Genomic DNA, 23435 nt, shown 5'->3' on the forward strand with positions numbered 1-23435 from the left:
GAGACTAAAAATGAGCAATTCTGGTCGACTTCCATATGTCGTGTTGCCCTTTGACGACGAGACGGCGGAGAGCTTTGTAGCGCGGTTGGTGTGGGCGAATGGCTTTCATTCTCTGGCAGAGTTTTGCGACTTTACCGGTACCCGCCAGGCCGGAATCATTGCAATGGATCGCGATGAACTCGCTGCGATAACTCGGTGGAGCGGCGTGTCGGAAGCACGCCTGCAGGCGTTCGCCATCAGGCGAGATGGCATCGTTGCTTTTGGTTCTGCGCAAGTGAAGCGTACACAGTTGAGGGCAACCCACCGCAGGTACTGTCCGCACTGCTTTTCGGACGACATTCGAAACGGGACAGGTCATCCTAGAACCCGCATTTACATGCGGGCAACTTGGCGTTTAAGCGTGATCTCTAGGTGCTCGCGACACGGAGTTCCGCTTGTCGATCTTCCCGAGGATTTTGACACTCTTGATCTGAAAGCCCTTACAGATATCAACGTGAAGGATGCAGTGGCATCTGGCGCATTGCCGCATGATCGGTACTTTTCAGAGCGACTGTTAGAACCACCTGCCACTTCTTATCTCGACACGCTGCCCCTCTACGTTGGCGCTGAACTTTGCGCGGTTCTCGGAGGGCTTCATCACTTCGCGGCCGAAGGAAAGATTTCTGATCGCGTGCCGGGAGGCATGACGAACCCCGAGTGTCTGGCGTCAGGATATGCAATCGCTGCGGAAGGGCGAGAGGCAGTCTGGGATTTCCTGACGTCATACATCGTGAAGATGGTCGGTAAAGCTTCCAAATACCCGATGGTCTATTCGCTGCCGTTGAGATGGCTGCGAGACGAGGTCCCCGGCGGTGATTACGGCTCCATCAGGGAACTGTTTCAGGATCACGCCGAGAAACATCTTCCGCTTGAACAGGGCGAAACATTTCTGACTGTCGTCAGCCGCAGGCGGGTTCACACCGTATATTCTGCAGCAAAGGAATATGGATTGCCGGAGGCTCGCGTTCGAGATGTTGTCATCAATCAGGGAGGTGGGAACGCCGTCATCGCGGTTTTTGGGAGTCGCAGTGTCGTTTTTCGAAAAGACGAGGCCCATGGGTCGCTGATTGAGGCCGCATCGCAGCTGACAACGACCCAGGCCGCCGAACGTCTGGGATGTGCGATGACGCAAATGGAAGCGTTGTTGAACGAGGGATATCTCCCATTCACAACAAATGGCGAGGCAATGGGCCGAGTGTACCGTTGGGTATCGGCTGATGAGGTGCAGCGGTTTCGGGATCGCGTTAAGGCTCGTCTTTCGCTTATTCCAACAGAACATAATCTCGTCCCGGTATTGGACGCCACTAAAATTTGCCATCGGACGTTCATTGAGATCATCGCACTCATCCTGGATGGCAAGCTGGCCCACGTTCAGATGTCCGCACCTGATTTTCGGCTCGATAAAATCATGGTCAACCCGACTGAGATTGACGAGCTTTCTGCATCATGGTTCGGCGGAGAATTCCTTGATCGCGCGAGTGCTGCTGCTGCGTTGGGTACTCGCCGGGAGACTATCAACGATCTTTTCGACCTGGGTATCGTCCCTACGATGACGGTCCCGCATCGAAAGATTAGGAGCCAAATTCTCGTCGTACGATCAGACGATCTGGAAAGGTTTTCGCAAGATCATGTTTTGCTCGATGTCCTTGCAAAAGAACGGGGTGAAGCCGCAATTGTTGTACGTAGGCAGCTTGAGAAATTGGGTACCTATCCCGTGTACGAGACCAGTCGTAAAGCAACCAAAATCTACCGTAGAAGTGATATCGAGCGTGTAGGCCTTTAAACCCCAAATTTTTGTCTGCACTTTGAAAGCCCGCTATTGGCGGGCTTTTTTGCGCTATAAGCTTTTCTAGGAAAGTTGTTAAGGGGCGCAGTCTCGCGGCACTTGGCGAACACGAACTTGAAATTAGTAAATGATTTCAGTAAACCGGCTCAGTTAGGGAAAATCGTTAAGGGCCGCACCAGAGACCTTATCCGGTCAAGGATCATCCTACGTCGCCAGATAAAAACGTCTGGCATTGCCATGACCGATATCTGCCTGCTCATCCGGTGAAAGCGCCGACAGAAACGCTCTCGTCATGGCGATCCACTCCGGCAGGCCGGAGCCGAGATCGACCACCGGCCAGTCGCCGCCCCAGACCATTCTTTGGGGGCCGAACAGCGTCAATACGGTTTCCACGTAAGGTCTCACGTTTTCCAGCGTCGTTTGCCCCGGCGCACAATAGGCGGTGACACCCGAAAGCTTGACGGAGAGATTGGGCAGGCTGGCCAGATCGGCCATGCGCTCGCTCCAGGCGGAAAAATCGTTTCCGGCGATATCAGGCGTGCCGCAATGGTCGAGCATGAAGCGGACATTGGGGCAGGCACGGACAAGTTCGGCGGCAATGGCCAGCTGACGGGAATGAAAACACAGATCGACCGGCCACCCGGCCTTGCCGATCTTACGCACATTTCGGCGATAGTTTTCCGCACGGCTGGTATCGTCGGGCATGACCTGGAGGATACGCCGGAAGCCGACCACTTTGAGGTGGCGGCATTCCTCCAGCCAGGCATCGAACCCCTGATCCGTTTCCGGCCGGCAGCTGGCGATCTGGCCGAACATCGGCAAGGTCCCTTCCCCAACCATGCCGGCCACAAGCCGGGCTTCCGCCCGATAATCACTGTCATCGACCCCGGTTTCCATGAAGATCGTGCCGACGACACCGCTGCCCTCGACAAGAGCTGCATAGTCCACCCGGGTGAAGCTTCCCGCAAGGCTCGGCTCGCCGCGCGTCCAGGCATAACCGAGTTTGCCCCGCAAGATCAGATGCTGGTGGGTGTCAATGAGGTCCATGGCGTCCTTCTCCCTGTCGTGCCAGTCAATCTTCAAGAGCGAGCGCGTCAAAACCCGCCCAGGCGGCGTCCGGCACGGCCGTTTCGAAAATAGATAGATTGCGCCGGAGGCTGTCCGGTTTTGCCGTGCCTATCAGCACGCTGGCGACATCGGCGTTTTGCAGCGGAAAATGCAAAGCGGCCGCCGCGAGCGCGACGCCGTGGCTGACGGCGTGATCTTCCATGGCGCGCACCCGCTCCATGACATCAGGCGCAGCTTCATTGTAATTGAAGGTCGCGCCCGGCTTTGCACCGGTTGCAAGAATGCCCGAGTTGAAGACACCACCGATCACAAGCGCGGTGCCGGTTTCCGCGCAACGCCCAAGCAGCCGCACCGCCGCCGACCGGTCGAGCAGCGTATAACGGCCTGCCAGAAGGATGCAGTCGATTTCGTCGATCTCCATGAGGTTCAGACAGGCCGGAACCTCGTTCACGCCAAGGCCGAACGCGCCGATCCGGCCTTTCGCCTTCAACTCGTGCAGCGCCTCGATGCCGCTTTCGGTGAATATTCCGAAATGATGGCGATAGGCTTCCTCTCCAAGCGTGGTCTCCTCCAGATCGTGGACATAGAGAATATCCACCGAACCGAGACCAAGCCGGGCGAGGCTCTGCTCATGCGAGCGCATGATGCCGTCATAGCTGTAGTCGTATTCCACCACGAAAGGCAGCGCGTCGACAAAACCGTAATCCGGTGTCACGCCCGCTTCAGCCGGTTTCAGGATCCGCCCGACCTTGGTGGACAGCACGAATTCGTCGCGTGGTTTTCCCTGAAGAAAATCCCCGACGCGTCGTTCGGAAAGGCCCTGCCCGTAATAAGGTGCGGTATCGAAATAACGGATACCGGCGTCCCAGGCGGTTTGCAGCGTCGCCATCGCATCCTCGCGGCTGACGCTGCGGTAGAGATTGCCGATACCGGCAGCGCCGAAGGAAAGCTCGCTCAGCGACAGCGCCGTGCGGCCAAGTTTGCGGGTTTTCATGCGGCCCCCTCCTCGCGGCGAAGCTGGCGTTCGACGGTGCGGATGACACCACGGAGTTCGCCGAGACCCTTCATGCGGCCGATATAGGAATAGCCGGGGTTGGTCTTTTTGGTGATGTCATCACCCAGCAGATGGCCGTGGTCAGGTCGCATTGGAATATTGGTGCGGCGGCCAGCCTTGGCGGCGGCCCGCTCCTCGCGCAACAATGCCTCAATGACGCCGATCATGTCCGTTCCGCCATCCAGATGATCGTCCTCGAAGAAGGAACCATCCGCTTCAACGGTCACATTCCTCAGATGGGCGAAATTGACGCGGGACGCGAACTCTCGTGCCATTGCCACGAGATCGTTGTCGCTGCGGGCGCCGTAGGAGCCGGTACAAAGGGTGATGCCGTTGTTCGGGCTTTCAACGGCCGAGAGGATGGTGCGGATATCGGCAGGTGTCGAGACCACGCGCGGCAGGCCGAACAGCGAGAATGGAGGATCGTCAGGGTGGATGCCGAGATGCACGCCCACTTCTTCCGCAACTGGCACGACTTCCCGCAGAAAGGCGAGAAGATTGCCCTGCATGGTCGTGCTGTCGATACCATCGAACGACGCGATCAGCGCGGCGATGGACTGGCGCGTCTGCACCAGCGCGCCGCCTGGCAGACCGGCTATGATGTTGTGCTCCAGAAGAGACTGCTCCTCTTCGCTCATGTGCGCAAAACGCGCTTCGGCCCGTGCAACCAGCGCAGGATCGTAATTTTCCGCCGCACGAACACGCTTCAGGATGAAGACGTCATAAGCGACGAAATCCGCCATTTCGAAGCGCAGCGCCAATCCGGTATTACGTGCCTGCCAGCGCAGGTTCGTGCGCGTCCAGTCCACGACAGGCATGAAATTGTAGCAAACGACGGGAACGCCAGCGCGGCCGAGACGGGCGAGCGTATCCTTCCAGCGCGCAATCGCCTTCGGGGCATCTGCATCACCACGCTTGACGGACTGTTCCATGGGAATGGATTCGCAGACACTCCATTCCAGACCGGCCGCCTCGATCATCGCCTTGCGTTTGGCGATCTCTTCCGCCGGCCACGCCGTGCCGTCGGGGATCTGGTGCAGCGCTGTTACAACGCCGCTCGCACCCGTCTGCCGCACATGCTCAAGGGTGATCGGGTCCGATTCTCCGAACCAGCGCCAGGTTTCCTTCATAGTTTACTCCTCCGAAAAATGCCGGTCGATGGCGCCGAGAGCGCCGTATTGGACGATGTCGCGGTGGGCGGCCCGAAACGCCGTGACGAACGCCTCGTCCGCCTGCCACTCAGGCCCGAAGACGCGACGGAATGTTAAAAACCGGTCGATGACCGCGTCCGGCTCCTCGCCGCTCCCGGTAGGCGCACCCCACTCCGCAAAGGCCGGATCAGCCATGACAATTGCCTCTCCCTCCTCGTTCAGCGCTGCGCAGGACCGTATCCACATCGCAACCGCAAAAAGAGCGGCCGTATTCGGCGCGCCTGCGGCACGCAGCTCCGCAAGCGGCGCGAGAATGCGTTGCGGCACTTTCTGTGAAGCGTCAGAGGCGATCTGGGCGGCGCGATGACGAAGGGCGGGGTTGGCAAAACGCTGGCGCAGACCGGCAACATAGTCCGGACCGCTGACGGCCGGGCTCAAGGTCGAACCGACCTCCCGCCAGTAATGGTCGATGTAACCGCGGACACGCGCATCGGCATAGATATCGGCGATCGTCTCAAGCCCGCTGCATTGACCGATTGCGGCCATGGCGGTGTGGGCGCCATTCAGCATCCTGAGCTTCATATGCTCATAGGGCTCGACCTCGTCAACGATTTCGGCACCTGACAGCTCGATGCCAGGGCGACCGTGCGGAAAGCGATCCTCGATCACCCAACGGAAATAAGGTTCCGCAATTACCGGCCAGGCATCCTCGCAGCCGAGACGCGCCGTCACACGCTCACGGTCAGTTGCGGTGGTGGCGGGTACGATGCGGTCCACCATGACGCAGGGGCAGGAGAGATTTTCCGCGATGAACGCAGCGAGATCCTCGTCGGTGATACCAGCCATCTCCACCAGAAGACGGTGCAGGATGCGTCCGTTGGACGGAAGATTGTCGCAGGAGAGCAAAGTCAGCGGCACAGCCCCCGCGGCCCGCCGGCGTCTTGTTGCTTCCAGCAGAAAACCGAGCGCGGAGCGCGGCTTTTGTGGATGCGCCAGATCATGAACAACGTCGGGATGGTCACGAAGAAGCGCGCCCGCCGACAAATCGGCGAGGTAACCCTTTTCCGTCACCGTCAAAGTGACGATCCTGATACGCGGATCGGTCATGGCTTGCAGCAGCCGCTCCGGATCTTCAGGGGCGACGATGGTCTCGAGGATGGAACCGACAATCCGCAGCGTCTCGTTTTCACCGTCACGCAGGCAGAACGTATAGAGATTGTCCTGTGGCGCGATGGCATCGCGCGTATCGGGGCTGCGCAGCGATGCAGCAACAATGCCCCAGCCGGTTTCGCCACGCGCGAGACAATCATCGATGAATACGGCCTGATGGGCGCGGTGAAAGGCGCCGACGCCGAGATGCACGATGCCCGGTGTGACCGCTTTGCGGTCATAAGCTGGCACGAGCACGTCTTGCGGAAGATGGGGCAGTGCAAGGGAAGAAAGACGATTGGTCACGTTTGTTGTCTCCGTATCTCAGCCGAATTGCAGGCCGCCATTCATGTCGACGACAGTGCCGGTCATGAAGCCGGACAGCGGCGAGGCAAGGAAACGCACGGCATGGGCCACCTCTTCCGGCTGGCAGAACCGCCCGACGGGAATGGCTGCGAGTTGCCGCTGACGGTCTTCCTCAGACAATTGCTCCATGATCATCGGCGAAACCACATAGGCCGGTGCGACTGCATTGGCGGTAACGCCGAAAGGCGCAAGCTCGCGAGCGGACGAGTAGGTGAGGCCGACCATCGCCGATTTTGACACCGAATAGGCCGTGCCCGCCGTTAGTCCGCCGGATTTCCAGGCGTAAGAGGAAATGTTGATCAGTCGCCCCCAGCGGTTTTCCTTCATGGCGGGAACGACGGCCTGCGTCAGTAGCAGGGCGGCATCAAGATTGACGGCCATCAGCTTGTGCCATTCGTCAAGCGTGGTCGCGGCCAGTTTGTGCGGAGACAGCACACCGGCATTGTTGACGAGAATGTCGATGACTTCGAAACGATTGGCGACATCTTTCATGACGGCCTGTAGTGCCGCCGCATCACCGAGATCGACGGCAATGGGATCACAGGCGTTGCCGAACCCCTCCGCGAGCGCTGTAACAGCCTCGATATCGCGATCGAAGGCGAGCACCCTTGCCCCTTGCGCCACCAGCGCCGCGACTACGGCGCGGCCGATGCCGCCGCACGCGCCCGTCACGAGCGCGGTCTTGTGTTTCAGTTCCATTCCGTCTCCTCCACGTCCACTATCAAATGGACAAATGCTTGCGCTCTTCTTCGGGCAGCTGTTCGTAGATCACAAAAACCATATCCAGATGCGTCACCAGCGCCTTTTCCGCGGCGTCGGCATCGCCCTGATCGAGGGCGTCGACGACCGCCAGGTGCTCCTCGATCACGGCGGGCAGGCGCTCCGGTTTCGCCCAGTAGCGATGGAACCGCGACAGCGTCACCTTGGCGGCAAGGATTGCCTGCCAGACGCCCTCACGGCCGGAAAATGTGCCGAGCAGCCGATGAAACGCCTCGTCGGCATGAAAGAAGCCGGATGCGTCGTTGGCGGCGATCACCCGTTCCTGCTCGGCGATGACGTCGCGCATCGTGCGGCTCATCTCTTTCGTCCATTTCGGCGCAACTTCGCGCAGCAGCGCCACTTCCAGCGAACGGCGGATAAAATGGCTGTCCTGAATTTCACCGAGCCTGATCGGTGCGACGAAGCTGCCGAGCTGGGGATAGACATCCACAAGCCCCTCTTCAGACAGGCGCTGGATGGCGGCGCGCACCGGCGTGCGCGACACGGAAAACTGACGGCAGATGGAGTTCTCGCTGATTGGCGCACCGGGCGCCAGCCGCACTTCGACAATGGCCTGACGCAGGGCCGCATGAACCTGATCGGCCACGGATCCATAGCGGTTGACCACAAGCTCCACGCTTTCGATTCCAGGGCCTGAGGCCTCCTGATGGCCGCCGCGTCCGGCAAAGCCGGCATTGGTGTTTTTCGTCATGAACGCTCCCCTTTTGAAAGGCCGTCGTGAAAATCTGATTGCAACTTGGATACAAGTATACTAGGGTCCATAGTGCTTACGCAAGTCGGCTGTTGGGAGAAAAAGCGATTAAGGGAGGTTCCAGTCGCTTTTTTAAAGAAACAGGCCGTTTCATGGAGGAGAGAAACATGACGCATTTCATGCGCAGCCTCGTCGCTGCCGCAATCATCGGCGCTGGAGCCTGCGGTGTTGCGCAGGCGGCGGACGCCAGCAAGGTCGCCCTCGTTCCGGGTGGTCCGCACCCTTATTTCGCCGCCTGGGAACAGGCTGGAAAAGACGCCGCCAAGGACTTTGGTCTGGCGGGCGCGGATTATAAGGTGCCGCAGAAATGGGAACTGGCGCAGCAGAACCAGCTTCTCGAAAGCCTTCTGAGCCAGGGTTATAACGGCTTCCTGATTTTCCCCGGCGATCCCGTCGGCGCGGTCTCCACGGCTGAAGAACTGACCGGCAACGGCGCAAACGTGATTGCCGGTGCCGGCTGCTTCAAAGACCCCTCGCCTGCCGCCTTCTGCCTCGGCACCGACACCGGCAATTCGGCCTATCTCGGCACCAAGGAACTCATCAAGGCGATGGGAACAGGCAAAAAACGCATCGCCCATTTCACCGGCTTCCTTGTCGATCCCAACACCCAGCTCCGCATCGATGCCGTGAAGAAGGCGGCTGACGAGGCTGGCGCCGAGGTCGTACAGGTCATCGCCGATATCGACGCGCCGGAACCGGCCGAAGAAAAGATCAACGCCTACCTCGCCGCTCACGCCTCGGAAGTGGATGGCATCGTCACCACGGCCTGGGTTCCGGCAGTTGTCGCCTCCAACGCGCTGCGCAAGATCGGCGACAAGCGCATCCACATGGTCGGCATCGACCACGACGAAGTGGTGCTGAAGGCGATCAAGGACGGTTTCGTTGACGGCACGATGCTGCAGAACCCCTATGGCCAGGGTTATGTCGGCTCCTTCGCGCTGAGCAAATTGCAGTCCGGCTGCAAGGTGAAGGCAGATGCGCCGTTCAAGTCCAACGCGCTGACGACCAAGTTCATCGATTCCGGCACCGCCTATGTCGATGCCACAAAGGTCGATAACTATGTCGATGCCATGCGCGCCGAGACCAAAAAGCTGCTGGCGAACTTCGATACGACGTATCTGAGCTGCAAATAAGCAAGCCTTTTGCGGTCGCCGGGCGGCTGACGAGCACGCCCGGCAACCAGCTCTGCCGGAAAAACGTCTTCCGGCGGGAGTATAACGTCGAGGCCACCCGGAGAGGTGCCTCGGGCCGAACCAATACCGGGACAATTTCATGACCGTGAACGATAGTTTGCTCACAAAAGGCGTGCAGGAGGCAGACGAACGAATGGGTTCCGGCCTTTCGCACGGCCGCTTTTTTCTTACCAATGAATTCGGCCTCATTCTGCTGATTGTCGTCTTCGCCGTTATTTTCGGCGTGGCGGCCAGCGGCTTCCTTTCGCCTTTCAACCTGTTCACGCTCGGACGCAGTGCCGCAATCAACATCATGATCGGCCTGTCTATGATGGCGGTGATCGTGACCGGCGGCCTCAATCTTGCCGTTGGAGCGATCGGCGTCTCGGCCGCCATGGCCTGTGGTTATCTGATCGAGATGCTTGGCGTCCCCTGGCCGCTCGCTGTCATTGGCGGTCTCGCCACAGGTGCAGCGCTCGGTTTTGTGAATGGCTGGACCGTCATTCGCACGGGGCTGCACAGCTTCATCATCACGCTTGCCACCATGAGCATCTTTTTCGGGGTGATGATCTTCCTGACGCGGGCCGAGGCCTATCGTGGCCTGCCGCCCATCTTCGCAGCCTTCGGAAAGATGAAGCTCGCGACCTATTTCTCGCCGCTGCTTCTCGTCACGCTCGCAACGGCCCTCGCCCTGTCCTTTCTCTACCGGCGCACCGTTCTTGGCCGCGAAATGCTGGCAGCAGGCGCACGCCCGGAAGCGGCGGAACTTTCCGGCATCCGCGTCGACCGCATCTTTATTGCGTGCCATATGCTGTCGGGCCTGCTTGCCGCACTTGCTGCCCTGATGCTGGTAACCCGCACGGGTGCGGCCATTCCTTCCATGGCCGGCCAACTCGGGCAGGACTGGCTGTTGCCAGCCTTCCTGGGGCCTGTCCTCGGTGGCACGCTGTTGCAGGGCGGCAAGGTTTCGGTTCTAGGCACCTGTCTCGGCGCACTTTTGGTCACCATGCTGACCAGCGGCCTGCTGCTGCTCCAGCTCGGTGAATTCTGGGTCCAGACATTTCTTGGCCTGCTGCTGTTGCTGGCGGTTTTGATGGACAAGGCGCGGCGAAGCTATCTCGCCCGGCGCAATCTGGCTTGAGGACTGGACGATGACGACCGACAACACCCTTCTACGCCTTGCCAGAACCGACTGGTTCGGCCCCCTGCTGGTCACGGTGCTGGCAATTGTGCTGATCCGCGGCTTCAGCCCCAACTTCCTGTCTTCCTTTAATATCCAGATCCTGCTTCTGGCCATCTCGGTCAATGCGCTCATCGCCTTTTCACAGATGATCATCATCGCCATCGGCCAGATGAACCTCTCCGTCGGCGCAATCGGGGGCCTTGCGGCAATCTCCTTTGCAGGACTGATGCAGGTCTGGGGGCTTCCGGCACCGGTGGCTGCCATTGCCGCTGTGCTGATCGGTATTGTCTGCGGCATGCTCAACGGCCTGCTGATTGCCATCACCGGCATTTCCGCCTTCGTCATCACGCTCGCGACACTGTCGATCTACAAGGGTATCAACCTCGGCATCACGAGGGCGGAGCCCTTCTATGGCATACCTGAATCGGTGAAAGACTTCGGTTCGGCCCTCATTGCCGGGCCCGTGCCATGGCTTGCTGTCCCGACCATCATCATCGCATTCGCCCTGTGGTTCATGCTGCGACGCCAGCCGATAGGCCGCTTCATCCTTGCTATCGGCGGCAACAGCCATGCGGCGGAGCTTTCCGGCATCTCGGTGCGCATGACGGTTATCGTGGCGCATGGCATTTCCGGCTTTCTGGCATCGGTAGCGGGCATTCTGCTCGTTTCCCGTCTGCAGATCGGCCAGCCTTCGATCGGTGACGACTGGCTCATCCTGTCCTTTGCCGCCCCCGTCATCGGCGGCGCCGTGCTGGCCGGCGGGCATGTCAGCGTCGGGGCGACCCTGCTCGGCGTCGTCATCGTCGCCATCATCACGCAGGCACTGGTGTTGTTCTCCATCGATCCGTTCCTCGTGCAGGTGGTGCTGGGCGCGATGATCCTCGCCGCCGTCGGTATCAACCGCCTGCGCGAAACGCATCTCGGCAAAAAGACAGGGAAGGCCTGACACCATGGACAAACAACCCGTTTTTCAGGCGCGAAACGTCGAAAAAGTCTTTCCCGGCGTCAGAGCCCTCAAGGGCGTCAATCTTTCGCTGCAACCCGGCTCGATCCATGCCCTGCTTGGGGAGAACGGCGCCGGCAAATCGACGCTGATCAAGGTCATCACCGGTGTCCATCATCAAAGCAGCGGCCAGATTCTCGTTGATGGGCAGGAAGTGCGCTTCAGCAATCCGCGCGAGGCGATTGCCCGCGGCATAGGTGTCGTCCATCAGGAACGCAACCTCATTCCGCGCTTCTCGATTGCCGAAAATATCCATATGGAAAAGCTCGGGGCGCATTATCTCAAACCCATCGACTACGCCGCGCTGAACCGCGATGCGCGCCGCTGGCTTGCAGCGCTCAATCTGGAAATCGATCCGGCAACACCGGTATCCGGGCTTTCCGTCGCGCAGATGCAGCTGGTGGAAATCGCCAAGGCGCTTTCCCTGCAAAGCCGTGTGCTGCTCCTCGATGAACCGACGACCTCGTTGACGCCGAGCGAAACGGACAATCTCTTCCGCGTTCTGCGCCGCCTGCGCGACGATGGCGCAAGCCTCGTCTTCGTCAGCCACAAGCTGGAGGAGGTTCTCGACATCTGCGACCGGGTGACGGTTTTGCGGGATGGTGAAAACGCCTGCGAAAGCCGCTCCATGGAAGGCCTCGGGCGTCAGGATCTCGTGCGCTTTATGATCGGACGCGCCGAAAGCGGCGGCGGCTGGCGCAAACGCACGGTCGAACACCATCCCATGGTGCTGGAACTTGAGGGTGTATCGACCGCGATCGGTCACCGCGATGTCAGCCTGTCCGTGCGCAAGGGCGAGATCGTCGGCCTTTACGGGCTGGTCGGCGCCGGTCGCACTGAACTCGCAAAATCGATCATGGGCAAATTCGCGGTCACGGCCGGCGACCTGCGTATTTCGGGCCGGCCGGCACGCATCCGCTCCGTTGCCGAAGCGATCCACGACTACGGTGTCGGTTATGTCAGCGAAGACCGCAAGGGTGATGGCCTCATTCTCCAGCACTCCGTTCTTGCCAATGCAGGCGTTCCCATCTGGCGCAAACTCTCGAATACGTTCGGCGTGCTTTCGGATGGGCGCATCCGGGCGGCGGTAACGCCTTTTCTGAAAAAGCTGGAGGTGAAGACGCCAAGCCTCAGCCAGACCGTCGGCAATCTGTCCGGCGGCAATCAGCAGAAAATCAGTGTCGCCAAATGGCTCGCCGCCGATGTCAAACTGCTGATCGTCGACGAACCCTCCGTCGGCATCGACATCAAAACCAAGGCCTATCTGCATGACCTGCTGCGCGAACTGGCAGATAACGGCACCGCCATTCTCGTCATTACCAGCGACATGCCGGAAATGGTGGCACTGGCAGACCGCATCGTCGTGATGGACCAATACAGAGTGAAGGGTATCGTGGAAAACAATGGCGTCTATGCCGATATGAGCCAGCACATCATGGCACACATTCACCATCCGCAGGAGAGCGACGTCAGCCTCCTCACGGCGTAGACGCTTCGCCGAGGACTTACGGTCGGCCCTGTGTTTCAGCCCCCGGAGGGGGGCGGCTGCGGTGCGCGTCCGCTTTGTGTAACGACGCCGACCTCGATCGCTTTACGAAGCCCTTGAAAGGGCGCCGTCATGACGGGCGCGATCGCAACCCTCACGAAACTTTGCTTGTTCATCCTGCCAATAGTGCCGGGCTTTCATTTGCCAGACGCAGCGGACTGGATTAGACGAATCCCGTTACACCGTGGAAATCGGCGACTTAATTTCGCCATCACGCCCGCCTTTTTGAAAGCCCGTCCGGGATATCTGCTTCTTTTCGAAGTTTGAGGAAAACAACATGGCCAATGCGACCACCGCCGACAACAGCCGCACGCTCGCCGCCCTCGGCGTCACGGCGGGAATGATCTTCACCGTCGGCTCCGCCCTCGGTTTCCAGCATATTGGCGGTTATACGCCCTGTGCGCTTTGCCTGTTGCAGCGCGATCCCTATTATTACGCCATTCCGCTGGGCATATTGGCCATTGCGACCAGCGTCTTCAAACTGCCGACCCCGATCACAAGACTGCTTCTTGCCCTTATTGGCGTGGCGATGCTGATCGGCGCCGGGCTTGGCGTCTATCATGCCGGCGTCGAATGGGGTTTCTGGGCAGGCCCGATCACCTGCGCGACCGGCGCTCCTTCCATAACCACCAACGCCGGCGACCTACTGGGTAATCTGAACGCCATCAAGGCACCCTCCTGCAACGACGCCGCATTGCGGGTGCTCGGCCTTTCCTTTGCGGGCTGGAATGTCATCGCAAGCATTGCACTTGCGGCAGTCGCCTTTTTTGGCGCGAGCCGTAAAAGCTGGTAAGCGGAAAAACCTCTTCGCAGTCCTGAACGGTCAGGGCTGGAGTTCGGTATCCCAGTAGAGATAGTCCATCCAGCTTTCGTGCAGATAGTTGGGCGGGAACAACCGTCCGTTATTGTGCAGATCCTGAACCGTCGGCTGGAAAGGCTTCTGCGCCGGGAACATGCCCGCCTGCTTGGGAAGCTTGCTGCCTTTTTTAAGGTTGCAGGGAGAGCACGCCGCAACGACATTGTGCCAGGTGGTTTCACCGCCATGCGCGCGGGGAATGACGTGGTCGAAGGTCAATTCGTCCCGCGTGCCGCAATACTGGCATTCGAACTTGTCCCGAAGGAAAACGTTGAAGCGGGTGAAGGCGGGGTTGCGGGTGGGCTGCACATAGGTCTTGAGGCTGACGACGCTCGGCAGCCGCATGGAAAAGCTGGGGGACGACACCGCGTGATCATATTCTGCAATGATGTTCACACGGTCTAGAAAGACGGCCTTGATCGCGTCCTGCCAGGACCATAACGACAAGGGATAATAACTCAGTGGCCTGTAGTCTGCGTTCAGAACGAGCGCCGGCAGGGCCTGTGGTGAAACTGCAATCGTCAAGGGCTTCTCCTGAGCGATTCGGCATCTGCACTTGTATATTAGGTCCGTTGTTACAGGATTGTGAAGCCTATAAATGCAGCGGCGAAGAGCTTAATTTTTGAGCCGTAAAATGGCCTTTTTTGCATTCCTGACGATCGAACAGCACGGTGACACCTCCTGGCGTTGTGACACCGCTGGCCGATGCGGCAGGAAGGCGATTCGGACCTTCGCCAGGCACAAATCCTTCTCACACCGGATGCACTATCGGTGATATGATTACCCCCGACGGACGACTGGAAAATCAATGCGCGCCGGGCATGGCAAATGTGCGGCGGCGGCATTCACCATTTCCGTCAATGGAGGAAGGGGCATGAGGTTGGGCAGGCAACAAGCGGCAGCATTGCGGGGCGGCCTGGCGGCCGGCGTCCTGACCGCCATCATCTGCCTCTCCGTGGGCGCCCGTGCCCAGCAGTATCAGAATTTCGAAGTGACGCCGGATGGCCGCGGCGGGGCGCAGGGAACGATCGGCGGGCGCAATTTCGAAGTTTACCGAAATTACGACCGGCCGCCGGCAAGCCGCGCCTCCCCCGAGACCCGGCGTGAACTCAGGCGGGCTGTCCCGCAGCAAACCTGTATTGGCGACACCGAGGGCAGAACCCGATGCAGGTGAGCGCGAACCCGGCTTTCCGGCTGTTTTCAGCGCGCTGTAACAAAATTAGATTTCGTTAAAATGCAATCTATCGACTTAAACGGCCCGCAAGAATGGGTCGCTATGGTGCCAGGCACAAGACAAGACAATTGTGCAGGGGCAAGGACATGGCGAAGAGAACAATCCGTCTGGCAAAGATTTTTGCCGTCGCTGCCGTCGTGGCGGCAAGTGTTGCAACAACGGCATCGGCAGTCCAGCTTGGTGGCCTTGCCCAGACGCCCGGCGCTTCGCGGCCCGGCCAGTTCATGACCACGAGCCGTCCAACCATCGCACCCATTGCCTTTGCGAAATTCTGTGAAAACGCCGCCGACCAGTGCCTCCGGATTGGCGACCGCGATGCAGTGGAACTGAGCAAGCAGAAGCGCACGGAACTCCAGCGCATCAACGCCGAGATCAACACCTCGATAATCTATGCCAGCGAACAGGACGGCGAAGACGACTGGAAACTGAACCCGGCAAGCGGCGACTGCGAAGATTTCGCGGTGACCAAGCGGCAACGCCTCCTGCGCGCCGGCTGGCCTTCAGGCGCCCTGCGCATCGCCACAGCCCGCACGACGGATGGCATAGGACATGCCGTTCTGGTCGTCAGCACCAGCCAGGGCGATCTGGTGCTGGATAACCGCACCAATGTCGTCAAGCCATGGAAAGCGGTGGATCTGAAATGGATCAAGATCCAGTCGCACGAGGACCCGCGTGTCTGGCTGAAACTCTAGAACACTGTTTCAGGCTGAAGCCGCCCTTTCGGAGGGCAGCCATTTCGGTTAACGGTTTAAGGCGCCGTATCTTTCGACCATCAAAACGGGTATCCTTTCCCAGCAGAATCGGCGCGTCAACGCAGCTTTGGCGGGCAATGCGACAGCCGCCTTCAACGCTCTTGACCTTGTGCGGGAGAGACAGTATCGGCAGCTATGCCCAAGGTGCTCAACTGGATTCGCGGTCGTAAACAACCAGCCTCCCGCGACGACCGGAGGCGGCGCAGAATTGACCTTGGCGACAAGCCGGCCTCCTTCCCGATCTATGCCATCGGCGACGTGCATGGCAGTCTTGACCTGCTGTTGCAGGCGGAGCGGAAAATCCTTGCCGATCTGGGGCACGACCCTTCTCCCGCGCTGGTCGTTCTCCTCGGCGACTATGTCGATCGCGGGCGCGATTCCCGTGGCGTTCTCGAACATTTGCTGCAGCCGCCGCCCACGCCGCTGCGCCGCATTGCGCTTTGCGGCAACCATGAGCAGCTCTTCCATGACTTTCTCGAAAATCCGCAGCAGAATATGCACTGGCTCGACTTCGGTGGCCGCCAAACGCTTTTATCCTACGGCGTCGATATCGAATATTTCCTGCTAAAGGGGCGCCTGAGACTGCAGCCATTCAGGGACGCCCTGCTCGGCGCAATTCCGCAAACCCACCGCCAGCTTTTATCCAGCCTGCCGATCTACGCCCGGATAGGACCCTATATTTTCGTGCATGCCGGCTTGAGACCGGGATTGCCGCTGGAGGCGCAGACGGATGAGGACATGCTCTGGATCCGGGAACCGTTCCTGTCGCAAGGGGCCGGGCTGGACCTCGTCGTCATCCACGGCCACACGCCGGTAACCGAACCGGAAACCGGCCCGCAACGGATCGGCATCGACACGGGTGCATTCACCACGGGCAGGCTTACCGTTCTCAGGCTTTCGGATGCGGGCTTGCACCTAATAGGCTAACCCAGGTATTTCTGTACCTACAAAAATCTTGCATATATCGCCAATTTATTGTACGTACAAAATATGAAAATCACTTATTACGAAACGAAGCGGCTGACGAATATCGAGAAGCATGGCCTCGATTTTGCCGATCTGACGATAGAGTTCTTTGCAAGCTCTATCGTTCTTCCCGCCAAGGAAGACCGCTTTATGGCTATAGGTGAGTTTCAGGGTCGCATCATCGTTGCGGTGGTGTTCAGCCCGCTAGGTTCGCAGGCCCTGTCCGTCATTTCCATGCGGCCAGCCAGCACCAGAGAAAGGAGGCTCTCATGCCCGTAAAGTTTTCTTCGAAACGCCCGCTTACCAATAAGGAAGAAGCTGAGATTCAGAAAATGATTGCGTCCGATCCGGACGCCGCCGAAGTTACCGATAAAGAGATGGCGCAAGCCAAACCGTTCGGGGCGGTTTTTCCTGACCTTGCCAAGAGCATTGATCGGGAAATTGCGCGCCGTGGCAGGCCAAAGGCGGATGCACCGAAAACGCCGGTTACGATCCGTCTCGATCCTGATTTAGTGGAGCACTACAAAGCCATGGGCAAGGGCTGGCAGTCACGCATCAATAGCGACCTGAGAAAGCTATCCGGTCTTCCCTGACCACTCGAACGCTCAAAGCCGCCCCGCCTGCGTTAGACCGCGCGACCAAGAGAAGACTCGATGGCGGCATCAAGGTCTGGTTTCAACCAGCCTACCTGGCGCTCAGAATATCATCGAGGACCGCCATTTGCTGGCGATTCCATTCAACGGCGTCCTCAAACGCCCTGTTTCCCAGTTCGTGCCGCTGATCGCGGCTGGAGGCGAGCTGCAGGATCGCGTCGGAGAAAGCCCGATGGTCATTATCTTCCACAATGACCACGCCACGCCGGTATCGCTCCGAAAGGCCCCTCACACCTGTGCGGGTGCTGATCGTCGGAACACCGGCAGCCAGGGCATCGAGCAGTTTTATATTGATGCCCGTTCCGAGCGTGATGGGATTGATGGAGAGTGGCGCGCGCGCGAAGGCGTCCTTCAGATTACCCACGCGACCGAGCTTGAGAATACCCTCTCCGTCTTCGATCTTGCCGCATATGCCGCCCGCCAGAACCAGACGAATATCCGGCCGGGCCGCCCTGACCAGCGGCATGACGTTTTGCACGAACCCCTTCAGGGAAATAATGTTGGCGTCGTTGCCGGAACCGAGGAACAAGAAGTCGCTCGGCGTGAAGTCTTCCACCCTTTCACCGAGATCGAGAATATGGCTGACGGTCGCAACAACCGGCGGCTCTGCCCCCAGCCGCTGCCTGAACGTCCGCTCCTCTTCCTCCTGAATGGCGACAACGACATCCGCACGGCGGAAAGCCTTGCTTTCCATTTTCGGCGGAACGGAAAACCAGTATCCGTATTTGTTCGCGGTATTGACGAAAGCCCTGTGTCGGTCGGCGAAGGAATCATGAGTGTCGAGAATGCGCAGCACACCCTTCGGCAACCCCAGGAACGCCCGCGAATGAAAGGCATATTCGACAATGACGGCATCGAGACCAAGCCGGCGCTGAAGGTCCCGAACCTGCCGGCCGATTTCCGGGTAATAGAACTCGTCGAGGTGATTATAAAAACCGCTGTCGTGACCGGAAAGGCGGTGGACCTTTCGGACGGCTCGAAACGCTATGACTTCAGCTTCGAAACCCAGATCCCCGATAAGCCGTGTTTCAAAGCGGTTTCGCTGCCGTGATACGAAATGCAGGCGTCCGGAACCGAATTCCGCTTCATGCGTGGCCGGATCGAAATCGGCGGCAATCGGGGTATCAATATAGACGAAATGCACCTCATGTCCCAGGCTGCGAACCGCACGTGTCAGCTGGAGAATCCGGCTGCGATTGCCCTCTGACGCAGGAACGGCGGGAATGGCTGAGACGAAAGCAACTTTCATGAGAACGATTGATTCTGTTTTGGAAAGGACTCGAAAATCTGAAAATTGTTTTTTGACAGACTGAGAACATCAGGCAGTTTCCGCTTGACCTGCTCGCGAAGGTCATCCGCATTCTCGACGAACTCCATCAAGGCATTCCTTATTCCGTCATCGCTATAGAAGGCGGAGGGAGCGAGCAGTTCTGACGAAGATAGGGCGAAATGCTGGTATAGCCCTTCGAATTTCCCCTGATAGGCGATGCATATGACCGGAACGCCTTTACCCAGCCCTGCTATTGCGAGATGCATACGCCCACTGACAATTCCATCCAGTTGCGCTGCAATGCCCTTGAGAACGGACGCGGACCACTTGCCGTTCAGATATCGAACCCTATCTGCCAGCGAATCTGGAACCTGCCCGGCAATCGCCTGAAGGCAAAATTGGTCACCGAAACCCTCCCGGTAATCATGCGGCATAAGCAGCCAGCAGACAGGTCGTGCATCCGCCACAAAGTGCAATGCCTCGGCTCCCCGCTTGATGATGGTATCGACCTGGCTGCGATCAGCATTTTTGAACAGCATGGGATGCAGGTTGAAGCCCATCACCCTGTATCCCTCGTCACGTTTCCGTTTGATCCAGGCGACGGTATCCTCATCCGGTTCTGAGGCAACAAGGCTGAACGCCGAATCGGCGACCAGTACCGCGTTTGTCCTGGCGAAGGATTGCAGGCGGCTGAGGGAAACCGGATCGCGCACATTAATCGAGACGTCGGGATGCAAGGCGCTATAAAACATAGCCAGAGCGGGATGAGGCGCTTGATTGAAACTGAAACCGAGGATGACATTTTTTATCCCGGCAGCCGCAGCCAAATCAGCACTTGCCAAGAGTTTTGCGCTGACCAACGGATGGTAATATCCATCCATGACATCCGCCCCAACCACCACGACGCAATCGTACCGCCGCGCTTCAAAGTGGTTACCCAGTGCTCCGGCAAAATCAATTTCGCCAAAGAGATCGACGGGATTAAACCCCCTCTGGCGAACCAAGTCCGCGGCATCTGTTCCCTCGACCAATATATCGACTTCGACATCAGGATTTCTTGCGCGAGCATGCTGAACTGTCGCGGTGATCATGGCATCATCACCGATAGAGCCAAAAACGGAATAGGGATCGCAGGCGACAATCAAAACCCGATTTATATGATCTCCACCGGGGAGTTTTTTTATACGCCGCTTCTGCTCCTGCAGCGCGTGAAAGAAGTGACGAATGGCAACATCCTGATTGCGGCGTTCATTGTACTTCACCCATTCACGATGCAGCGGCGCGGGAATGATTTTTTTTATGAGCTTACGCATTCACTTCCTTCCGTGGGAGTACCTTGCTCGTGACGAAAAGAACGGCCGACCGCGCCTGCGTTCGGGCAACCAGCGCTATGAGCAAAAAATAAGTTAAGACGAAAATGGATCCGAGCAGTATTGCAGACATGAAATCGCCTAAACCCAGGGCGGCAATTTCAGCGCGCATCCATTGAACAATGACAAAGCAGAGACCGCTGGTGGCAAAACTCGGCAGAAGCAGAGACATTATTCTTCGGAGCGGCACGCCCAATTCGCGCGAAACATAAAAGAACGTAAAAGGCGTGGAAGCAAGCTGGCCAAATACGTAAACAATAACGAGTTCATCGATACTGCTTGTCGGTATGAAGACAATCATCAGAATTGTGGCAATCGATTTGACGGCGCCGGCAATCAATACCTTGTTCGGGCTGCCGCGTGCGGAGAGAAACGGGCCGTTTTGAAATTGTACACATTGTAAAGCACCGAGAAGCAGCAGGGGTCTCGCGATCTCATCTGCTCCTTGCCACTGCGCCCCAAACAAAACGCGGCAAATCTCCGGCGTCAATGCCGCAAAAAGCACAAAGGCTGGTGTCGAGACAATTGCGGATATTGCGATCAACTGCTTGTAAAGTTCCGCCATGCGTTCGCGCTCGTGCGAGACGCGCGAAAGCACCGTCAGCGACACGTCATAAAGTGCCGACTGAAGCAATTGCATGAGAAGTTGATAAAGGCGGCTGCCGACGGTGTAGAGGCCAAAGAGCGCGACCCCGTAACGCCCCAGGATCATGAAATCGATCAGGCGCGTGGCCGCGAAATCGACAATGCGAAGGCCGAGCGCCGACGAACCGAAGCGAAGCAGTTCGACGAAGGTGCCGGGGTTGAGAGTGGTGCCCGGCAGCCAGTGCGGCTTTCGCCAGAGCCAGATCAGCGTGACGATGGTGGCGACATAGGTCTGCACGACAAGGCTCCAGACGCCCATGCCCATGAGCGCGAAAACAATCGCCACGCCGCCGCCGACGATGTTCGATATGAATGTTCTGATTGCCAGCGGCTTGAAAGCCAGTGCGCGGCGATAATTCACCTCCTGAAACATCGATGCCGTGTTCAGCGGCAGCAATATGCAGATAGCCACGATCACCGGCGCCAGCCCTTCGACCTCAAACCAGCGTTCCAGTTCCGGTGAGAACACGCAGACGGTAATGGCCAGCACCGTTGCAACCGCAACCGAGGCATAAAAGGGCAGATTGACGTCGCCGGGTTCCAGGTTGCGTTTCTGCACGATCGCATCCGCGAATCCGAACTCCGACACCATCTGGATCAGCATCAGCACCAGCCCGGCGGTTGCGACCATGCCGTAATCGGTGGGGCTGAGGAAACGGGCCAGAACGATGAAGAGAATGGAGGTGAAAAGCTTGCCACCCCAGTTCTGGACGATGGACCAGAACACGCCTTTCAGGGCAGCATTGCCTATCGACGCAGCTTCGGACATCAATCCACCAACCGTAAAACCGGCCGCGTCGACGCAACATGCGCAGCGACCGCAAAATAGTCTAAGCCCAGGCCGTGAAAGCGGAGGCTGCCCTTATTGCTTCCCACCATATGCTCTCTCCTTCGAAGAAAACCGCTTCAACGGACCGGGTCCGTTGCCGGTTAAGATGCACGCAGGGTTCGGCTTTGCCTGTAGCGCGTCAGGACGTCCTCGTAGAGCTTCACGTAATTCTCACCCACTCGCCGCGAGGTGGATTCCTCGACGATGTTTCCGAAATCCGCTTCCGTCGGCAATTCTTCGCGCGAGAGCGTCAGCACGCGGCGGATACGGGCAGCAAGGTCGCTGGCGTTGCCCGGCTCGAACAGCCAGTCATGGTTGGTCTCGCCAATCAGCTCCGGAATGCCGCCGGAGGCTGCGCCGATGACCGGCACGCCCATGGCATAAGCCTCGTAGATCGTGCGTGGCGAAGGCTCCGCCCAGAAGGAAGGAACTATGAGCACGTCGATCTCGTCGAGAAACTCTTTCGGTTTCGCCCAGCCGACGAATTCGATCGGCAGATCGCCGGCCTGAGCCGTGAAGCGTTCGATGGAATCGTCCATCGCATGGCCGGCGACCAGACAGCGCCAGTTGCCGTGACCGATTTCCTTGAAGGCATCGACCATGTTGCCGACGCCTTTTTCCGTATTGATACGGCCGATATAACCGAAGGTCAGCGGCCGGCCAGTGCGGTCGATCTGCCGGCGGGCGACGGGATCGCCCTCGGGAACCGTGCAGGAATAAAAGATGACGCGGCGCAGGCTTTCCGGAATGTGGTGGAAAAGCCCGTGATTGACATGCGTCTTGAGGATTTCCGTGCCGACGCTTGCGACAGCACCGATATAGCGCTGGGTGAATTTCTTGGTGAAATTCACCGCCTGGCAGCCGAGATGTATGTGCTCGCAGGGCTTGCCGCCCTTGAACATGGCGGCATTGCCGCACAGGAGATCATATTCGCAGATCGTGTGAACGATCGGAATGCCGCGCTTATGCGCCGCCCGCCACACCAGCGTCGTCACATCCAGAAGCGAGTGGGTGTTGAGAACGTCAGGTTTGAAATCGTCGAGAACGGCTTCGAACTGCTTTTCGACGTCGAAATTCCACTGCTGCTTGAGTTTCTGCATGCGCCGCTGCTGCGGCGAATATTGCGGCCAGTCCTCGAGCCAGAAATCGTTATTGTGGAACATGCGGTAGACGGAGACGCCGTTGCGCATGGTTTTCGGTTCGGCCTGCCGCTCGATACAGGCGGCGCCGACGGTATGTCCCATGGAAACGAGTTCCTCGGCGAGATGTTCGACCGAGCGTTCGCATCCACCAACGATATGCGGCGGATAAAGGCTGCTAAGATGGAGAATTCTCATGCGGATACGCTCTGTTTTCCTTCATCGAAAATCTATGGCGTCCATCCCGGGCTCGTTCGTCTCCCTTCACTCCAGGAGACCAGTGAGACATCTGCGAAAATAAAAGAGCCGGAGCAGAACTAATGTTTGAAAATATGAATTACCAAAATCTACTTTTCAAAAAGCACGGGAATCGACGCTATTTCAAGTGATTTTTTTCGCGGCGCGGCAAAAGCCATGCGGTGTTGCGAAAAGAACCGGTCTCGTGTTACGGTTTAGCCACTTTAAAGTGCAGGCGATCGGGGGAAATCGGTTGCATTGCTGCTCGTGATTATATTCCAGTTGATAATATCTGTTTTATTTCAAACACATAGATTTCAAGGCAATTATAGATGCCGAAAACTTCCAGGACATTCTGATCTCAACGTGTTGAGAGGCATCATCGCCATTTAAGCGGTGACGTCCATGTGATGACGTCTGGTTTATATTTTCTTCG

At 58.3% G+C, this 23435-nt stretch carries 22 protein-coding genes; 11 read left to right on the plus strand and 11 right to left on the minus strand.

The features are described 5' to 3' along the window. The first annotated feature begins 10 nt into the window (after window positions 1-10). The gene (locus tag F3H58_RS16085) at window positions 11-1822 is read left to right on the plus strand and encodes a TniQ family protein (protein WP_149742891.1); all 1812 of its coding nucleotides are present in this window, start codon (window positions 11-13) and stop codon (window positions 1820-1822) included. A gap of 207 nt (window positions 1823-2029) precedes the next feature. Here F3H58_RS16085 and F3H58_RS16090 read toward each other — a convergent pair whose 3' ends face one another. From F3H58_RS16090 to F3H58_RS16115, 6 genes are read right to left on the minus strand one after another with little or no spacing between them, the layout of a single operon-like run. Next, window positions 2030-2872 carry an amidohydrolase family protein gene (locus tag F3H58_RS16090; RefSeq protein WP_149742892.1) on the minus strand — a complete coding sequence of 281 codons (843 nt, stop codon included), beginning with the start codon at window positions 2870-2872 and terminating at the stop codon, window positions 2030-2032. Between the two features lie 25 nt (window positions 2873-2897). Continuing rightward, entirely contained in the window at window positions 2898-3887 is a 990-nt protein-coding gene (locus F3H58_RS16095) for an aldo/keto reductase (RefSeq protein WP_149742893.1), read from the minus strand. After that, window positions 3884-5077: a mannonate dehydratase gene (uxuA, locus tag F3H58_RS16100; RefSeq protein ID WP_149742894.1), complete on the minus strand. Its 1194-nt coding sequence runs from the start codon at window positions 5075-5077 to the stop codon at window positions 3884-3886. Before uxuA ends, F3H58_RS16095 begins: the two co-directional genes overlap by 4 nt. 3 nt (window positions 5078-5080) lie before the next feature. After that, window positions 5081-6553 (minus strand): mannitol dehydrogenase family protein, encoded by a 1473-nt coding sequence (locus tag F3H58_RS16105; protein WP_149742895.1) that lies wholly within the window; start codon window positions 6551-6553, stop codon window positions 5081-5083. 18 nt (window positions 6554-6571) lie between these two features. Beyond that, window positions 6572-7312: an SDR family NAD(P)-dependent oxidoreductase gene (locus tag F3H58_RS16110; RefSeq protein WP_149742896.1), complete on the minus strand. Its 741-nt coding sequence runs from the start codon at window positions 7310-7312 to the stop codon at window positions 6572-6574. 22 nt (window positions 7313-7334) lie between these two features. Further along, complete coding sequence (locus tag F3H58_RS16115; RefSeq protein WP_149742897.1) at window positions 7335-8084, minus strand: GntR family transcriptional regulator; 750 nt, start codon at window positions 8082-8084, stop codon at window positions 7335-7337. Between the two features lie 152 nt (window positions 8085-8236). On the opposite strand from F3H58_RS16115, the gene F3H58_RS16120 reads away from it, so the two are divergent. From F3H58_RS16120 to F3H58_RS16140, 5 genes are all read left to right on the plus strand, one after another. Beyond that, window positions 8237-9277 (plus strand): sugar ABC transporter substrate-binding protein, encoded by a 1041-nt coding sequence (locus F3H58_RS16120; RefSeq protein ID WP_149742898.1) that lies wholly within the window; start codon window positions 8237-8239, stop codon window positions 9275-9277. A 139-nt stretch (window positions 9278-9416) separates the two neighbouring features. Further along, window positions 9417-10457 (plus strand): ABC transporter permease, encoded by a 1041-nt coding sequence (locus tag F3H58_RS16125; protein WP_149742899.1) that lies wholly within the window; start codon window positions 9417-9419, stop codon window positions 10455-10457. A 10-nt stretch (window positions 10458-10467) separates the two neighbouring features. After that, the gene (locus F3H58_RS16130) at window positions 10468-11445 is read left to right on the plus strand and encodes an ABC transporter permease (protein ID WP_149742900.1); all 978 of its coding nucleotides are present in this window, start codon (window positions 10468-10470) and stop codon (window positions 11443-11445) included. A 4-nt stretch (window positions 11446-11449) separates the two neighbouring features. After that, complete coding sequence (locus F3H58_RS16135; RefSeq protein WP_149742901.1) at window positions 11450-12991, plus strand: sugar ABC transporter ATP-binding protein; 1542 nt, start codon at window positions 11450-11452, stop codon at window positions 12989-12991. 334 nt (window positions 12992-13325) lie between these two features. Then, a complete protein-coding gene (locus F3H58_RS16140) occupies window positions 13326-13841 on the plus strand; it encodes a disulfide bond formation protein B (RefSeq protein WP_149742902.1) in 516 nt (171 codons plus the stop codon). Window positions 13842-13871: 30 nt separating this feature from the next. Here F3H58_RS16140 and F3H58_RS16145 read toward each other — a convergent pair whose 3' ends face one another. After that, window positions 13872-14429 carry an HNH endonuclease gene (locus F3H58_RS16145; protein WP_003585610.1) on the minus strand — a complete coding sequence of 186 codons (558 nt, stop codon included), beginning with the start codon at window positions 14427-14429 and terminating at the stop codon, window positions 13872-13874. 349 nt (window positions 14430-14778) lie between these two features. Here F3H58_RS16145 and F3H58_RS16150 point away from each other — a divergent pair, with 349 nt between their 5' ends. The 5 genes from F3H58_RS16150 (at window position 14779) to F3H58_RS16170 (ending at window position 17449) form a co-directional block, all read left to right on the plus strand. Beyond that, window positions 14779-15078 (plus strand): hypothetical protein, encoded by a 300-nt coding sequence (locus F3H58_RS16150; protein ID WP_286169635.1) that lies wholly within the window; start codon window positions 14779-14781, stop codon window positions 15076-15078. Window positions 15079-15224: 146 nt separating this feature from the next. Next, entirely contained in the window at window positions 15225-15830 is a 606-nt protein-coding gene (locus F3H58_RS16155; protein WP_149742904.1) for a transglutaminase-like cysteine peptidase, read from the plus strand. Between the two features lie 195 nt (window positions 15831-16025). Further along, window positions 16026-16817 (plus strand): metallophosphoesterase family protein, encoded by a 792-nt coding sequence (locus F3H58_RS16160; protein ID WP_149742905.1) that lies wholly within the window; start codon window positions 16026-16028, stop codon window positions 16815-16817. A 63-nt stretch (window positions 16818-16880) separates the two neighbouring features. After that, entirely contained in the window at window positions 16881-17135 is a 255-nt protein-coding gene (locus F3H58_RS16165) for a BrnT family toxin (RefSeq protein WP_149742906.1), read from the plus strand. After that, window positions 17126-17449, plus strand: coding sequence for a BrnA antitoxin family protein (locus F3H58_RS16170; protein ID WP_149742907.1), 324 nt, complete (start codon window positions 17126-17128; stop codon window positions 17447-17449). The genes F3H58_RS16165 and F3H58_RS16170 overlap by 10 nt, the downstream gene beginning before the upstream one ends. A gap of 91 nt (window positions 17450-17540) precedes the next feature. Here the strand turns inward: F3H58_RS16170 and F3H58_RS16175 are convergent, their stop codons facing one another. The 4 genes from F3H58_RS16175 to F3H58_RS16190 form a co-directional block, all read right to left on the minus strand. Further along, on the minus strand, window positions 17541-18758 hold the full coding sequence (locus F3H58_RS16175; RefSeq protein WP_149742908.1) for a glycosyltransferase family 4 protein: 1218 nt from the start codon (window positions 18756-18758) through the stop codon (window positions 17541-17543). Further along, the gene (locus F3H58_RS16180) at window positions 18755-20092 is read right to left on the minus strand and encodes a polysaccharide pyruvyl transferase family protein (RefSeq protein WP_149742909.1); all 1338 of its coding nucleotides are present in this window, start codon (window positions 20090-20092) and stop codon (window positions 18755-18757) included. Before F3H58_RS16180 ends, F3H58_RS16175 begins: the two co-directional genes overlap by 4 nt. Then, window positions 20085-21563: a lipopolysaccharide biosynthesis protein gene (locus tag F3H58_RS16185; protein ID WP_149742910.1), complete on the minus strand. Its 1479-nt coding sequence runs from the start codon at window positions 21561-21563 to the stop codon at window positions 20085-20087. Before F3H58_RS16185 ends, F3H58_RS16180 begins: the two co-directional genes overlap by 8 nt. Window positions 21564-21724: 161 nt before the next feature. Then, window positions 21725-22960, minus strand: coding sequence for a glycosyltransferase family 4 protein (locus F3H58_RS16190; RefSeq protein WP_149742911.1), 1236 nt, complete (start codon window positions 22958-22960; stop codon window positions 21725-21727). Between the last annotated feature and the right edge of the window lie 475 nt (window positions 22961-23435).

Origin of the sequence: Rhizobium sp. NFACC06-2 (assembly GCF_900101425.1) — a bacterium.
GTDB classification, from domain to species: domain Bacteria; phylum Pseudomonadota; class Alphaproteobacteria; order Rhizobiales; family Rhizobiaceae; genus Agrobacterium; species Agrobacterium leguminum.